This is a genomic window from Micromonospora okii (genome assembly GCF_020884795.1).
GTDB classification, from domain to species: Bacteria; Actinomycetota; Actinomycetes; order Mycobacteriales; family Micromonosporaceae; genus Micromonospora; species Micromonospora okii.
Window position 1 is genome coordinate 657337 of sequence record NZ_BBZF01000013.1, and the last position, 14606, is coordinate 671942.

The 14606-nt window shown below is 73.1% G+C and carries 14 protein-coding genes; 12 read left to right on the forward strand and 2 right to left on the reverse strand.

All coding sequences use genetic code 11. The features are described 5' to 3' along the window. The first annotated feature begins 215 nt into the window (after nt 1-215). The gene (corA, locus tag LPU43_RS06100; protein WP_373321661.1) at nt 216-1274 is read left to right on the forward strand and encodes a magnesium/cobalt transporter CorA; all 1059 of its coding nucleotides are present in this window, start codon (nt 216-218) and stop codon (nt 1272-1274) included. Nucleotides 1275-1435: 161 nt separating this feature from the next. On the opposite strand, the gene LPU43_RS06105 is transcribed toward corA, so the two are convergent. After that, a complete protein-coding gene (locus tag LPU43_RS06105) occupies nt 1436-2296 on the reverse strand; it encodes a hypothetical protein (protein ID WP_229399226.1) in 861 nt (286 codons plus the stop codon). An 84-nt stretch (nt 2297-2380) separates the two neighbouring features. On the opposite strand from LPU43_RS06105, the gene LPU43_RS06110 reads away from it, so the two are divergent. Both LPU43_RS06110 and LPU43_RS06115 read left to right on the forward strand, forming a co-directional pair. Further along, nucleotides 2381-2911, forward strand: coding sequence for a peptidylprolyl isomerase (locus LPU43_RS06110; protein ID WP_229399227.1), 531 nt, complete (start codon nt 2381-2383; stop codon nt 2909-2911). Between the two features lie 64 nt (nt 2912-2975). Beyond that, the gene (locus tag LPU43_RS06115; protein WP_229399228.1) at nt 2976-3887 is read left to right on the forward strand and encodes a rhomboid family intramembrane serine protease; all 912 of its coding nucleotides are present in this window, start codon (nt 2976-2978) and stop codon (nt 3885-3887) included. Here the strand turns inward: LPU43_RS06115 and LPU43_RS06120 are convergent. Beyond that, nucleotides 3877-4347, reverse strand: coding sequence for a PH domain-containing protein (locus LPU43_RS06120; RefSeq protein ID WP_229399229.1), 471 nt, complete (start codon nt 4345-4347; stop codon nt 3877-3879). The genes LPU43_RS06115 and LPU43_RS06120 overlap by 11 nt on opposite strands. A gap of 115 nt (nt 4348-4462) precedes the next feature. On the opposite strand from LPU43_RS06120, the gene LPU43_RS06125 reads away from it, so the two are divergent. The 9 genes from LPU43_RS06125 (at nt 4463) to LPU43_RS06165 (ending at nt 14416) form a co-directional block, all read left to right on the forward strand. Continuing rightward, nucleotides 4463-5635 (forward strand): thiolase family protein, encoded by a 1173-nt coding sequence (locus LPU43_RS06125; protein WP_229399230.1) that lies wholly within the window; start codon nt 4463-4465, stop codon nt 5633-5635. Between the two features lie 89 nt (nt 5636-5724). After that, entirely contained in the window at nt 5725-6717 is a 993-nt protein-coding gene (locus LPU43_RS06130; RefSeq protein WP_229399231.1) for a phosphotransferase, read from the forward strand. Nucleotides 6718-6863: 146 nt separating this feature from the next. Then, complete coding sequence (locus tag LPU43_RS06135; protein ID WP_229399232.1) at nt 6864-8270, forward strand: glycosyltransferase; 1407 nt, start codon at nt 6864-6866, stop codon at nt 8268-8270. 494 nt (nt 8271-8764) lie between these two features. Then, complete coding sequence (locus LPU43_RS06140; RefSeq protein WP_229399233.1) at nt 8765-9766, forward strand: substrate-binding domain-containing protein; 1002 nt, start codon at nt 8765-8767, stop codon at nt 9764-9766. 15 nt (nt 9767-9781) lie between these two features. Then, nucleotides 9782-10867, forward strand: a complete 1086-nt coding sequence (locus LPU43_RS06145; protein WP_229399234.1) for an ABC transporter permease — start codon at nt 9782-9784, stop codon at nt 10865-10867. Beyond that, on the forward strand, nt 10864-11607 hold the full coding sequence (locus tag LPU43_RS06150) for an ATP-binding cassette domain-containing protein (protein ID WP_229399235.1): 744 nt from the start codon (nt 10864-10866) through the stop codon (nt 11605-11607). Before LPU43_RS06145 ends, LPU43_RS06150 begins: the two co-directional genes overlap by 4 nt. A gap of 11 nt (nt 11608-11618) precedes the next feature. Further along, entirely contained in the window at nt 11619-12425 is an 807-nt protein-coding gene (locus tag LPU43_RS06155) for an aldose 1-epimerase (protein WP_229399236.1), read from the forward strand. Beyond that, nucleotides 12422-13630: an ROK family protein gene (locus LPU43_RS06160; protein ID WP_229399237.1), complete on the forward strand. Its 1209-nt coding sequence runs from the start codon at nt 12422-12424 to the stop codon at nt 13628-13630. The genes LPU43_RS06155 and LPU43_RS06160 overlap by 4 nt, the downstream gene beginning before the upstream one ends. A gap of 18 nt (nt 13631-13648) precedes the next feature. Then, a complete protein-coding gene (locus LPU43_RS06165; protein WP_229399238.1) occupies nt 13649-14416 on the forward strand; it encodes an SDR family NAD(P)-dependent oxidoreductase in 768 nt (255 codons plus the stop codon). Nucleotides 14417-14606: the final 190 nt, after the last annotated feature.

The window sequence follows — 14606 nt, forward strand, 5'->3', positions numbered from 1 at the left end:
ACCCGGCACCACCTCCGCCCCGGCCAGCCGGGCGGCGGCCGACGCCGACCGGGTCGCGCCCGGCGGGCGTACCCTGCTACCCGCGACGGCTGAGGCGGTCGCGGCAGCGTGGGGGAGAGGGGGTCGCCATGTCGGACCAGGCGCAGGGGAGCCGGGCCGCGTCGCCCACCGGCGGACGGGTGATCAAGCCTCGGGCCTGGGCGTCGGTGCGGGCGATGACCCGCATCCTCAACGCCGACGGCACCCAGCCCGCTCCCGCGCCCCCCGGTTCCCCGGGCCGCAGCGCGGTGATGGACTGCGGGCTCTACGTCGACGGGAGGCGGCGGCCCGGCGAGTGGCACTACGCCGAGGCGCTGGCCGCCGCCCGCCGCGAGCGCGGCTTCGTCTGGATCGGCCTGCACGAGCCCGCGCTGGCCGAGATGTCGGACATCGCCGAGACCTTCGGCCTGCACGAGCTGGCCGTCGAGGATGCGGTCAAGGCCCGGCAGCGCCCCAAGCTGGAGCGCTTCGGCGAGGTCAGCTTCCTGGCGCTGCGCACCGCCCGGTACTGCGAGCACGACGAGCTGACCGAGAACTCGGAGGTCGTCGAGACCGGGCAGGTGATGCTCTTCATCGGCCCGAACTTCGTGATCAGCGTCCGGCACGGGGACGCCTGCCGGCTCGCCCCGGTCCGCGCCGACCTGGAGGCCCGGCACGAGCTGCTCGCGCACGGCCCCTGGGCGGTCGCGTACGCGGTCACCGACCGGGTGGTCGACCTCTACCTGGAGGTGGCCGACCGGCTGGAGGACGACCTGGACGTCCTGGAGGCCGACGTGTTCGACCCGCAGGGCAGCGGGCGCATCCAGCGGATCTACCAGATGAAGCGGGAGCTGGTCGAGTTCAAGCGGGCGGTGGCCCCGCTGCAACGGCCGCTGCTGACCCTGACCACCCAGGCCAACCGGGACGTCCCGCACGAGGTGCGGCGCTACTTCCGCGACGTGCAGGACCACCTCAGCCGCACCGTCGAGCAGGTCAACTCCTACGACGACCTGCTCAACTCGATCCTCCAGGCGCGGCTGGCCCAGGTCACCGTCGACCAGAACAACGACATGCGCAAGATCGCCGCGTGGGCCGCCATCGCCGCCGTGTGGACCGCCATCGCCGGCATCTACGGCATGAACTTCGAGAACATGCCCGAGCTGAAGATGACGTACGGCTATCCGGTGGTGCTCGCCCTGATGCTGGCGAGCTCGCTGGCCCTGTACCGCTGGTTCCGCCGCAACGGCTGGCTCTGACCCGGCCGGCGCGGGTCGGCGAGGCATCCGGCCCGGGTGCGCGGGCCCGCCCGGCGTCCGGCCCGGGTGCTACGCGGGCCCGGACGCGCGGACCGGGAACGCCCGCGGCGCGGAGACGACCGGGGTGGGTCGTCTCCGCGCCGCGGGCGACGGTGCGAGGGTCAGCGACGGCCGGACTTCGCGGCGTCGCCGTTGCCGAGCGCCTTGCTGAGGTCGTCGGCCGGGCGGCCCGAGACGTCCCGGGCACCCTCGGCGACCGAGGGGACCTTGTCGTTCGGGTGGATCACCGGCTGGGTGCCGGGCCTGGTGGTGGAGGCGCTGTCGCCGCCGGCCACCGCCGAGCTGCCGGCCCCGGTCGGGCCGCCCGCCACCGGCGAGTCGCTGGACATCGTGGACGCGTCGGTCGTCCGGGCTGCGTTCGTGGACGGGTCGGTCATCTTCGCTCCGTTCCTCGACGGGGTCTCCACGACGATGGTGTCCACCTCGTCGCGGGTCGGCTCGATGGCGCGGGTCGGGTCGTACTCGGTCCACTCCTGCTGCTCGCGGCGGCGACGCACCGCCATCGCGCCGGCCAGGCCGGCGACCGTGCCGGCGGCCAGCAGGCCGGCCATCATCCCGGCCGACGACTTCTTCCGCTTCTTCGCCTTCAGGTTCTTCGCCCTGACCTTCTTGCTCACCGCGGCCTGCTTCGCGGCGGCGGCCTTACGTCCCGCGACGGCCTTGCCGGCCGCCTCGACCTGGGCGTTGCGCACGGCCAGGGCCAGCGGCGCGAGGGCCGCGGCCGTCGAGGCGAGACCGCTGGACGCGCGGTCCCGCACCACGAGGGCGGTCGGCGCGACGGCACCCCTGGCCGCCTGGACCCGCGGGCCCACCGCGGCCCCGGCACCCTTCGCCGCGTACGTCGCGGCCTGCCTCAGGTGGCCGATGCTCTGGTTCAGCTCCACCTTGGCGAGCTGCCCCTGGGTCTTTCGCCGCCCGATTCCAAACACGGTCCCACCTCCTGGGAGTTGTTCCTCCGTCATCCTCCACCTTCGGATGCCTCCGCACTGCCAGATCGGGCACATGGGAGGATCCGCATGGAACTGACCAACGAGTGAGGAGTACCCGTGGCCGAGGCTGTCTACGCCACCCTGCACACCAACGCCGGTCCGATCCGGCTGGAGCTGTTTCCCAACCACGCGCCGAAGACGGTCCGCAACTTCGTCGACCTGGCCGAGGGCAACAAGGAATACACCGACCCGCGCACCGGCCAGCCGGGCAACGGGCCGTACTACGACGGCACGATCTCGCACCGCGTCATCAGCGGCTTCATGGTCCAGATGGGCGACCCGACCGGCACCGGTCGCGGCGGCCCCGGCTACACCTTCGGTGACGAGTTTCACCCCGAGCTGCGCTTCGACCGGCCGTACCTGCTCGCCATGGCGAACGCCGGGCCGGGCACCAACGGGTCGCAGTTCTTCATCACCGTCGGGCCGACCCCGCACCTGAACAACCGGCACACCATCTTCGGTCAGGTGGCCGACGAGGCGTCGGCGAAGGTCGTCGACGCGATCGCCAACACCCCGACCGGCCCGAGCGACCGTCCCCTCCAGGACGTCGTCATCGAGCGCGTCGAGATCGAGCGCACCCCGGCCTGACCGGCTCCGCGAGGTACCTTTGCACGCATGACTGAGCGCCCCGCGGCACCCGGAGGCACCGGCCGTGAGTGAGTCCCCGCCGACCACCCCGGTCTGCTACCGGCACCCCGGCCGGGAGACGTACGTCCGCTGCACCCGCTGCGACCGGCCGATCTGCCCGGACTGCATGCGGGACGCCTCGGTCGGGCACCAGTGCCCGGAGTGCGTGGACGAGGGGCGCCGTGGCGTACGGCCGGCGCGTACCGCCTTCGGCGGCGGTACCGTCGGCCGCCACGGCTACGTCACCAAGGCGCTCATCGCGTTCAACGTGCTGCTCATGCTGCTGTCCATCGCCTCCGACCGGGGCGGGGACGCGGCGGCCGGCGGCTCCGGCTTCGGCGGCCTGATGGGCGGCAGCACCCCGCTCACCGACTGGGGCTCGGTGCTCGGCCAGGCCCTCTTCCCCGACGGCAGCGTGCACGGCATCGCGCAGGGCGAGTGGTACCGCCTGGTCACCGCGATGTTCCTGCACTACGGCGTGGTGCACCTGCTGCTGAACATGTGGGCGCTCTGGGTGCTCGGCCGGTCGCTGGAGGCCAACCTCGGGCCGGCGCGCTTCGCCGCCCTCTACCTGGTCGCCGGCTTCGGCGGGAACGTCGCCGCGTACCTGTTCAGCGCCGAGAACGCCACCACGGCCGGCGCGTCCACGTCGATCTTCGGCCTGTTCGCCGCGCTGATCGTCATCGAACGCAAGATGGGGCGGGACATCTCCTCCGTCCTCCCGATCCTGGTGATCAACCTGGTCTTCACCCTGACCGTCCCGGGCATCTCCATCCCGGGCCACCTCGGCGGCCTGCTGACCGGCGCGCTGATGGCCCTCGTGCTGGCGTACGCCCCCCGGTCGCGGCGCACCCTGTTCCAGTCCGCCGGCACCGTGGTCCTGCTCGTGGCGCTGCTCGGCCTCGCGATCGTCCGCACGGCGGCGCTCACCGGCTGACCCGGGGCTCCCACCCGCGCGGGCGGGCCGCGCGCAGCGCGTCGGCCACCTCGTCGGGCGGCGCGCCCAGGTCGTACCGGCCGAACAGGTGCAGCGACTCGCCCGCGTCGATCTCCAGCAGCTCGCTGGCCAGGCCGAGCCGGGACCGCCGGTCGACGGTGATCGCCTCGACGGCGGCCCAGTCGAGCCGCCGCCGGCCGGCGAACCCGTGGGCCACGGTGACCCCCGCCGGGTCGACCGCGAGCCGCACCGGCGCCAACAGGTCCCGCAGCGCCCAGCCGGCCAGCCCGGCGGCCACCAGCACGGCGAGCGCCAGCCGCACCCGGTCGCCGTCGGCGAGCAGGAGGCCCAGGCCGACCAGCGCCGCCGCGCCGACGAGCTTGAGGGCCGGCACGACCGGCGGCACGCGCCACCGCCGCTCGCCGGGGGACGACTCCGCAGGGCTCGGTTCTGGCCGCATCCGTACAGCATGCCCCTGCCCCGACCCCGGCGGCAGCCCGCCGCCGCGCGCCGGGGGCGACGGCCGGGCGGCGAGGACGTACGATCGCAGGCAGCCAGGTTACCGGGGAGTAAACATGAGTGACGCGGTCATCGTCGGTGCGGTACGGACCCCGGTCGGGCGGCGCAGGGGCAGCCTGGCCGCCGTCCACCCCGTCGACCTCTCGGCGCACGTGCTGCGCGCCCTCGCCGAGCGCACCGGGCTCGACCCCGCCCAGGTCGACGACGTGATCTGGGGTTGCGTGTCCCAGGTCGGCGAGCAGTCCTGGAACATCGCCCGCAACGCGGTCCTCGCCGCCGGTTGGCCCGAGTCGGTGCCCGGCACCACCCTGGACCGGCAGTGCGGCTCCAGCCAGCAGGCGTTGCACTTCGCCGCCGCCACCGTCGTCTCCGGCCAGGCCGACCTGGTGGTGGCCGGCGGCGTCGAGTCGATGACCCGGGTGCCGATGGGCTCCAGCGTCGGCGACGGCGTGCCGTTCAGCGAGCTGATCCGCGACCGCTACCGGGGCGTCGAGGGGTTCGCCGAGGACGCGCCGCTGCCGTTCAACCAGGGCGTCGGCGCGGAGCTGATCGCCGCCCGCTGGCGCTTCTCCCGCGCCCAGCTCGACGAGTACGCCCTCGCCAGCCACGCCAGGGCCGCCGCCGCGCAGGACGCCGGGGCGTTCGACCCGGAGCTGGCCCCGGTGCCCCTGCCCGACGGCGGCACGCTCGCCGCCGACGAGGGCATCCGCCGCGACACCACGATCGAGAAGCTCGGCGAGCTGAAGACCCCGTTCCGCGCCGACGGCGTGGTCACGGCCGGCTCGGCGTCCCAGATCTCCGACGGCGCCGCCGCGCTCGCGGTCACCACCTCCGAGTGGGCCAGCCGGCACGGCCTGCGCCCGCTGGCCCGGGTGCACACCGCCGTGGTCGCCGCCGACGACCCGGTCGCCATGCTCACCGCCCCCATCCCGGCCACCGCGAAGGCCCTGCGCCGGGCGGGGCTGGGCATCGAGGAGATCGGCGTGTACGAGGTGAACGAGGCGTTCGCCCCGGTGCCGCTGGCCTGGCTGGCCGAGACGGAGGCGGACCCGGAGCGGCTGAACCCGCGCGGCGGGGCGATCGCCCTGGGGCACCCGCTCGGCGCGTCCGGGGCCCGGATCATGACCACGATGCTCCAGCACATGCGGGACAACGACATCCGCTACGGCCTCCAGACCATGTGCGAGGGCGGCGGCATGGCCAACGCCACCGTCGTCGAGCTGCTCTGAGCGACGCCCACCGGGCGGAGGGCCCGCCGCCCGGCGACGGGCCGAAAACCGGTCGCCGGCGCAGGGGGCGGCTCCCTAGCCTGCCAGTCGTGACCGACTCCTCGACGCCGCCCGCCGACTGGTCCGACCCGCGCTGGCGGGACCGGGCCCACGACTGGGTCGCCGGGCATCTCGCCCACGCCGGCCGCCGGATCACCGGCCCTGTCGAGCCGAGGGTCCGGCCCTGGTCGCTCGTCTGGCGGGTGCCCACCGACGCCGGCCCGTACTGGTTCAAGGCCAACAGCGCGGGCACCCGGTACGAGCCGGCCCTGCTGGGCGCGCTGGCCCGCATCGCCCCCGGCCGGGTGCCCGACCCGCTGGCGGTGGACGCCGCGCGGGGCTGGGCGCTGCTGCCCGACGGCGGGAAGACCCTGCGCGAGGCGTTCGCCGGGGGGCGCGACCTGGCCGTCTGGGAACGCGTCCTCACCGGGTACGCCGCCCTTCAGCTCGCCGCCGCGCCCCGGGCCGGCGAGCTGCTGGCCCTCGGCGTGCCCGACCACCGGCCCGAGGCGCTGCCCGGCCGGCTCGCCGAGCTGCTCGACGACCGGGAGGCCGTGCGCCTCGACGCGCCGGGTGGCCTGAGCGCCGGCACCCACGAGCGGCTGCGCGACTTCCTGCCGGAGTTCGCCGAGCGCTGCGGCCGGCTCGCCTCGTTCGGCGTACCGGCCAGCGTGCAGCACGACGACCTGCACGACGGCAACGTCCTCGCGGCCGACCACCGCCTCTTCGACTGGGGGGACGCCTCGGTCGCCCACCCGTTCGGCACGCTGCTGGTGACGCTGAACTCGGTGGCGGACTCCTTCGGGCTGCCGGCGGGCGACCCGGCGCTGGCGCGGCTGCGCGACGCGTACCTCGACGCCTGGACCGGGCGGCACGACCCGGCGGACCTGCGGGAGGCGGCCGGCCTCGCGATCACCGTGACGAAGGTCAGCCGGGCGCTGGCCTGGCGTCGCGCGCTGTCCACCCCGGACCCGGCCCGCGAGGAGTACGTCGCGGCGGTGCCCGGCTGGCTCGCCGAGCTGTTCGAGCCCGACACGCTCTAAGGGTCGGCGACCCCAGAACCGTCGCGGAGGGGGCGTCACGGCGGTCGTGGTCCGGTAGCTTGATCGATCCCTGCATCGTTTCGGCGCGGGGTCCCCGGGCTGCCGCCCGGGCGCCGACAGGCGGGAAGAGCGAGGGAACTGTGGCGATGACCGCGACTGACGACGACCGCCCGGTGCTGGTCGTCGCGGACAGCAGCGCCGGGCCGTTCAACCCGCTGCTCGGCGTGGTGGGCGAGCTGAAGGCCCGGGGCGTGCGTCACGTCTGGTTCGCCTCGGCGCAGGAGCGGCGGCCGGACGTCGAGGGGCTGCCCGGCCCGGGGGAGGTCTCCTTCGCCTCCCTGGGCGCGGCCCCGCCGCAGTCGTCGCCCCAGCGCTGGGACGACGCGACGTACCGCTCCCTCACCACCGGCGACCCGGCGGAGACCGTCGCCCGGTACGTCGACCACTGCACCGACTACGACCACCTCCGCCGGATGCACGAGCGCTGCCTGGAGATCATCGACGAGGTGCGGCCCGCCCTGGTCGTGGCGGACAGCTTCGCCACCTACGCGATGGACGCGGCGCAGACCCGGGGCGTGCCCTTCGTGGTCAGCATCTCGCTGCCGCCGTCCAACTTCTTCCAGGACCAGCTCCCGCCCCGCTACCCCGTTCCGTTCTCCGGGCTGCCCGTGCGGATGACGCCCCGGCAGCAGGTGGCCAACGGCGGCTTCCGCCACCGGCTGCTGCGCGAGCTGACACGGCCGGACCGGCTGGCACGCGACCTGCCCGCCGTGGCGGCCCGCAAGGCGGCCGGGCTGCACAACCCCGACATGCGTCCGGCCGCGTACGTCGAGGCCGCCGAGGCGCTCATGGCGTACACCGTCTTCGGTTTCGAGTACCCCTTCCCGGCCGCGCCGGAGAAGCTGCGGATGCTCGGCCCGGCGGTGCCGAGGGAACTGCCGCCCACCGAGGGCGACGACGGGCTCGACCGGTGGCTCGACGACCACCCCTCGGTGGTGTACGTGGGGTTCGGCACCATCATGCGGCCGACCCGGGGCCAGGTGGAGGCGATCGTGGCGGTCGCCGAGCGGCTCGCCCCCGAGCACGCCGTGCTGTGGAAGCTCCCCGCCGGGCAGCGGGGCCTGCTCCCGTCGGAGCTGCCGGGGAACCTGCGGGTGGCGGCGTGGCTGCCGTCGCAACTGCGGGTGCTGGCCCACCCGCACGTGCGGGTGTTCTTCAACCACGGGGCGGCCAACGCCGTCCACGAGGCCGTCCACTTCGCCACCCCGCAACTGGTGATGCCGTTCTGGCTCGACTGCCCCGACGGCGCGGCGCGGGCGGTCGACGCCGGGGTGGCGCTGGCCGTCGAGCGCGGCGACACGCTCGACGTCGACGAGGTGGTCGGGAAGCTCCGGCGGCTGCTGGTCGAGGAGGGCTTCCGGCAGCGTTCGCAGGAGTGGAGCCGGCGGATGCGGGAGGCCGGCGGGGTGGCCGCCGCAGCCGACCTGCTGCTGGAACGCCGCGAGGCGTCGGCCGCCCGCCGGCCCGTGGCAGCCCCCGCCGCAGAAGCCTGATAAATCGGCCCCGACCCATCTCCGGTGACGGGTTGCCGTCGTCGGGCAGGGCATGGACGTCTTCTCCCGAACGTTCCTCCCACCCGTCGTTCTGCGCTGACCGGCTGATCCCGACACGCCCCGCCGTCCCTCGCCGGACGGCGGTCGACAGCGGCGGGCCGATGGCCGCCGCCGCGTTCACCGAGCTGCTCCGGGCGATCTGATCGACGCCCGCTGACGCCACCCGGTGCTACCCGGTGTGCCGCCGCGCCGGTCCCTCCCGCTGCCTTCCCGGCACCCGGCTGGCTGTCTCGTTCGGATCAGGTTTGTTCATCGATCGGACAATCATCCGCCAAAGCCCCGGAGTTGTCGGTGCCTCCTGACGGAGAGTTCGCATCTCGTCACCCCACTTGAGCAGTGCAAACATCGGGCGAACGTGGTCTTGACCACTCCCCGGGCGTGGGCTAAGAATGTACGAATCTCGACCAAACCTCGGTGCATGGGAAGGCTTGACGATGAGAATCAGGACGACAGCGGTGGCGGTGCTCGCCGCGACCGCTGTACTTCTCGCCGGCTGTCAGGGCAGCGACTCGGCCACCGGGGGCGACGGGAGCGCGTACCCCGGTGACCTGACCAAGGGCAAGCGGCTCACCATCTACGTGGCCGGGCTGGCCGACCCGAGCAGCGGCTTCTTCCGCGTCCTCAACAACGGCGCCCAGCAGGCCGGCAAGGACCTCGGCGTCGACGTCAAGTACGTGTACCCGGCGAGCGTCGACCTCGCCTCCTACACCCAGAAGATCCAGGAGGCGGTCGCCACGAAGCCGGACGGCATCCTCCTGCTGGGTATCGGCGACCTCGACGCGGTCGCCAAGCAGGCGACGGCGCAGGGCGTCGCGGTGGCGTTCAACCCGGCCCCGCCGGTCAAGGACCAGCCGCTGCGGGCAGAGGACGACGTCTACGTCTCGCGCGTCGGCGCGGACGAGTACGCCGCGGGCTCCGCAGCGGCGCAACGCTTCGTCGGCAAGGGGGCGAAGTCCATCATCTGCGTGCAGGAGGGCGTCGGCGACGGCACCCAGACCCAGCGCTGCCAGGGCGTCTCCGACGTGGCCAAGCAGGCCGGTGTCGCCTACGCCCACGTGGCCGGCGAGCCGGACCCGGGCAAGACCGCCACCATCACCGAGTCCTACCTGCGTGCCCACCCGGACGTGGACGCGATGGTGGCAACCGGTCAGCCGGCCACCGCGGGCATCGTGGCGGCGAAGAAGGCCGTCGGCCGACCGGTGCAGACCGCCGGCTTCGACGTCAGCCCCGACATCGTCGCCATGATCCAGAAGGGCGACCTCGACTTCACGATGGACCAGCAGGGCTGGTGGCGCGGCTACATGTCGGTGCTGGAGCTGGTGCACTACGTCCGGTACCGGCTCGTGCAGTCGAACTACTTCCTCACCGGCCCGGCGATCGTGGACAAGGCCAACGCCGACTCGGTCGCCGGTCTCGTCGACGCCGGCGTCCGCTGAGGCAGGGAGCGGACCGTGGTAACCAAGTCTGAGAGCCGAACACCGCTGACCGTGGGCACCCCGACCGTCAAGCGGGGCGCCCACCAGCCGGTGCGACTACTGAACCGCATCCTGCAGCGACCCGAGCTCGCCTCCCTGGGCGGCCTTCTGGTGACCTTCGTCTGCTTCACGGTGCTCGTGCCCGACCTGTTCCTGTCGCACGCCAACGGCGTCAACATGACCGGCCTCGCGGCGCAGTACGGAATCGTGGCCATCGGGGTCACCATCCTCATGATCGGCGGCCACTTCGACCTCTCCGTCGGCACCATCGTGGGGCTCACCGGCTGGGCGATGTACTTCTTCGGCAACGAGTTGGGCCTCCCGCCGATCCTGACCATCGTCTGCGCGCTCGCCTTCGGGGCGGCGCTGGGCGCGGTGAACGGGATCATCCAGGTGACCACCGGCCTGCCCTCGTTCATCGTCACGCTCGCCACCGCGCTGGTGTTCCGGGGCGTGCTCACCATGCAGACGAGTGGCTTCCCGGTGGTGGTCCGCTTCCCCGAGACGTACGCCAACGTGCTCGCCGGCCCGAAGCTGTTCGGCTACCGCATGTCGCTGCTGTGGTTCCTCGTGCTGGCGGTGCTGGCGACGGTGTTCCTGCTCCGCACCAAGGTGGGGAACTGGACCTTCGCGATCGGGCAGAACGGCAACAGCGCGCGGAACCTCGGCGTGCCGGTCGCCCGCACCACGATCGGACTCTTCACGATCTCCGGCTTCACCGCGGCGGTCGCCGGGGTCATCATGGCGGTGCAGTACTTCTCCATCGACGCCAACCGGGGCGTGGGCTGGGAGCTGATCACGATCGCCGTCGCCGTCATCGGCGGGACCCTGCTCACCGGCGGCTACGGCAGCGTCCTCGGGACCGTCCTCGGCGCGTTCATGTACGCCATGGTCAGCGCCGGGCTGCTCCTGGTCGGGCTCCAGGGCTACTGGGTGAACATCTTCGTCGGCGTCGTGGTGCTGGCCGCCGTGCTGTTCAACCGGTTCATCCTGAAGCGCTTCGTGATGACCCCGGAGCGGCCGACGGTCGACCCGGAACCAAAGGAGGAGGGGGCCCGATGACAACTCCACCGGTCATGGCGCTGCGTAACGTGACCATGCAGTTCCAGTCGGTCGTCGCGCTGCGCGAGGTCAACCTCTCGGCGTACGCCGGGCAGGTGCTGGCCCTGCTGGGGGACAACGGTGCCGGCAAGAGCACGCTCATCAAGGTGCTCTCCGGCGTGCACCGGCCCACCTCGGGCACGGTCGAGGTGGACGGGAAGCCGGTGGTGCTGCGAAGCGCCCAGGACGCCCGCGCCCGTGGCATCTCCACGGTCTTCCAGGATCTCGCCGTCTGCGACCTGATGTCGATCTCCCGCAACATGGTGCTCGGCAACGAGCCGACCAAGGGATTCGGGCCGTTCCGGATCTTCGACAGCCGGCGCGCGGACCAGATCACCGCAGAGGCCCTGACCACCCTCGGCGTCAACATCCGGCGTCGGCTCAACGACCCGGCGGCCACCCTGTCCGGCGGTCAGAAGCAGGCCGTGGCCATCGCCCGCGCCATCGCGTACGGCTCCCGCTGCCTGATCCTGGACGAGCCGACCGCGGCGCTGGCGGTGCGGCAGACCCAACAGGTGCTCGACCAGGTCCGGGCGGCCCGGGACGCCGGCCAGGCGGTCATTCTGATCATGCACAACCTGCAGCAGGCCCTCTCCGTCGCGGACCGGGTGCTGGTGCTGGCCCGTGGTCGGGTGATGGGGGAGTTCGACAGGGAGACGGCCGACATCGACGAGATCACCTCCCTCGTGGCGAAGGGCTGACGGGTGACCTGGTGACGGAACTCATTCATCTCGCGGCCGGCGAATGCACCGCCGTCCTCGACCCGGACCAGGGCGGTCGGCTCGCCTCGTTCACCATCGCCGGGCACGAGCTGCTGGTGCCGCACGGCGCGGACATCTTCCACTGGGGCAGCTTCGTGCTGGCCCCGTGGGTCGGCCGGCTCCGCAACGGGCTGCTGACCTTCGACGGGGAGGAGCACAGACTCCCGATCAACGGCGCGCCGCACGCGCTGCACGGGCTGGTCACCGATCGCGCCTGGCGGGTCGAGGGCGATGGGCGGCTCAGCATCGACCTCGCCCCGCCGTGGCCCTGGCCGGGTCGCGTGATCCAGACCGCGACCCTGCACCCGGACCGGTTCGAGTTCGCCATCGAGGTCCACTCCGAGCAGCGGATGCCGGTCGACGTCGGTTGGCACCCGTGGTTCAACCGTCACCTGGTGGGGCCGGACGGGACCCGGTCGGCGGAGGTGGAGTTGGACGTCGCGCCGGCGCTGATGTACGCCGATGCGGCGGACCGGGTGCCCGACGGTCGGCTGGTGCCCCCGGTGCCCCGCCCGTGGGACTACTGCTTCGTGGACCTGGCCGCGCCGCCGGTGCTGCGCTGGCCCGGTCTGCTGGAGTTGGAAGTGCGATCGGAGTGTCCATACTGGGTGCTCTACGACATGGAGGAGGAGGGTGTGTGCGTCGAGCCGTGGACCGGGCCGCCCAACTCGCTGAACCTGCCGAACCCCACCACCGTCGGTCCCGGTCGGCCGCTGCGCGCCACGATGACCTGGGCCTGGCGATGGCTGTCCCGATGACACTGGGGGAGGCGGGGGCGAACCGGCCGGCGCCGACCCTGGTGTCACCCGCGATGGCGGTCGAGGCCAACCGCGCCCGGGTGCTACAGGCGCTCTACGACATCGGTCCGCTGTCCCGGGCCGATCTGGCCCGGCTCACCGGTGCCACCCGGGCCACCATCGGCGCCATCGTGTTGCCGCTGCTCGAACGGGGGCTGCTGGTCGAGCGGGACCCCGCGCCGGTCGCCCCCGGCGGCGGCAAGCCGGCCCGCCCGCTGTTCTTCTCCCCGACCAGTTGGCCGATCGGGTCGGTGCACCTCCGCCCCGGACGCATCGACGCGGCGCTGGTCAGCGCGGGCGGCAACGTGCTGGCCACCGCGCAGGAGCAGTTCCCGGCGCGGACGCGGGACGCCGGCAGCGTGGTGGACGCGGTGATCAGGGCGCTGGACGCGGTGCTGCCGAAGGAGCGCGACGATCTGGTCGGCGTCGGTATCGCCGTCGGCGGCATGGTCGACACCGACGTGGGCAGCATAGTCGCCATCAACCTGGCCCCCGGGCTGGCCGGGCTGCCGCTGGGCCCGCTGGTGTCGGACCGGATCGGGCTGCCGGTCTTCCTGGACCTGCACCCCCGGGCCCAGGCGTTGGGGGACCGCTGGTTCGGCCAGGGGCGTGGCGTCTCCTCGTTCGCGTCGATCTACACGGGCGAGGCGATCGGTGTCGGCATGGTGCTGGACGGCGCCATCCACCGTGGGCCGAAGGGCTCCGGCGGCGAGATCGGGCACACCATCGTGCAGGCCGGCGGGCAGCAGTGCCGGTGCGGCCGACGCGGGTGCTGGGAGACCATCGCCACCCATCGGTGGCTGCGCGCTGAGGCGGGGCGGCTCGGGCTGCCCGCGGCCCGCACCATGACCACCGGCACGCTGGCCCGTCTCGCGGCGAAGGGGCACCCGGGGGCGGACGAGCTGTTCGAGAACTACGCGTACAACCTCGCTCTCGGCATCGCGAACCTGCAACAGATCCTCGCGCCGGGCCTGTTCATTCTGCACGGCGACGTGGTCTTCGGCGGCGAGGCGTTCCGGAGCGCCATCGAGCGCAACGTCCGCGCCGCGCTGCCGCCGCATCCCGGCGGGGAGCCGCGCATCGCCTTCTCCGAACTCCAGGACCGCGCGACCCTGCTCGGCGGGGCCGGCCTGGTTCTTTCCCACTCGCTTCAACTGGCTGTCTGACTACACGAGGAGATACCCATGGGTGTCCTGGACACGTTCCGGCTCGACAACAAGGTGGCGCTGGTGACCGGCGGTAGCCGGGGCATCGGCGCCGCGCTCGCCGTCGCGCTCGCCGAGGCCGGGGCGGACGTCGCCATCACCGCGCGGGAGCCCGACCGGGCCGAGCAGGCGCTGGCCCACCTGAAGTCCCTCGGCGTACGGGCGATGGCGCTCGACGCGGACGTCACCCGGCCGGAGCAGGTGACCGCGGCGGTGGACCGGATCACCGAGGAACTCGGCCCGATCGACGTGCTGATCAACAATGCCGGGATCAGCTTCGGTGCGACCGCGGTCGAGATGACCGACGACCAGTGGCAGTCCGTGCTCGACGTGAACCTCAACGGCGTGTGGCGCGTCACGCAGACCGTCGGCCGGCAGATGGTCGCCCGTGGCTCCGGCACGATCGTCAACGTCGGCTCGATGTCGGCGATGATCGTCAACCGGCCGCGCTGGCAGGCCCCCTACCTCGCGTCCAAGGCGGCGGTGCACCAACTCACCAAGGCGCTCGCCGCCGAGTGGGCGCCGCACGGGGTGCGGGTGAACGCGCTCGCCCCCGGCTACATCCTCACCGAGGCGTCTCCGGTCGACCAGCCGGAGTACCAGCCCTGGTGCGTGGAGCCGGCGGCGATGAAGCGGTACGGGCTGCCCGAGGAACTCGGCCCGGCGACCGTCTTCCTGGCCAGCGACGCGTCCAGCTTCATGACCGGTTCGATCGTGGTCATCGACGGCGGCTACACCCTCTTCTGACGGCAGCGCCCATCGGCCCGGCCGCTGGCCCCGCCCCGCAGCCGGGGGCGGGGTGGGGTCAGCGGCCCGGGGGCAGGGCGTAGCCGACGTAGCCGCGCCGGGCGAGCGTCCAGCCGGTCGGCACGGGGCCGGCGCGTGGTCGTCCCCGGCGTGGAAGTTCTGTGAATCGGCGGTGGCCCATGTCATGTGG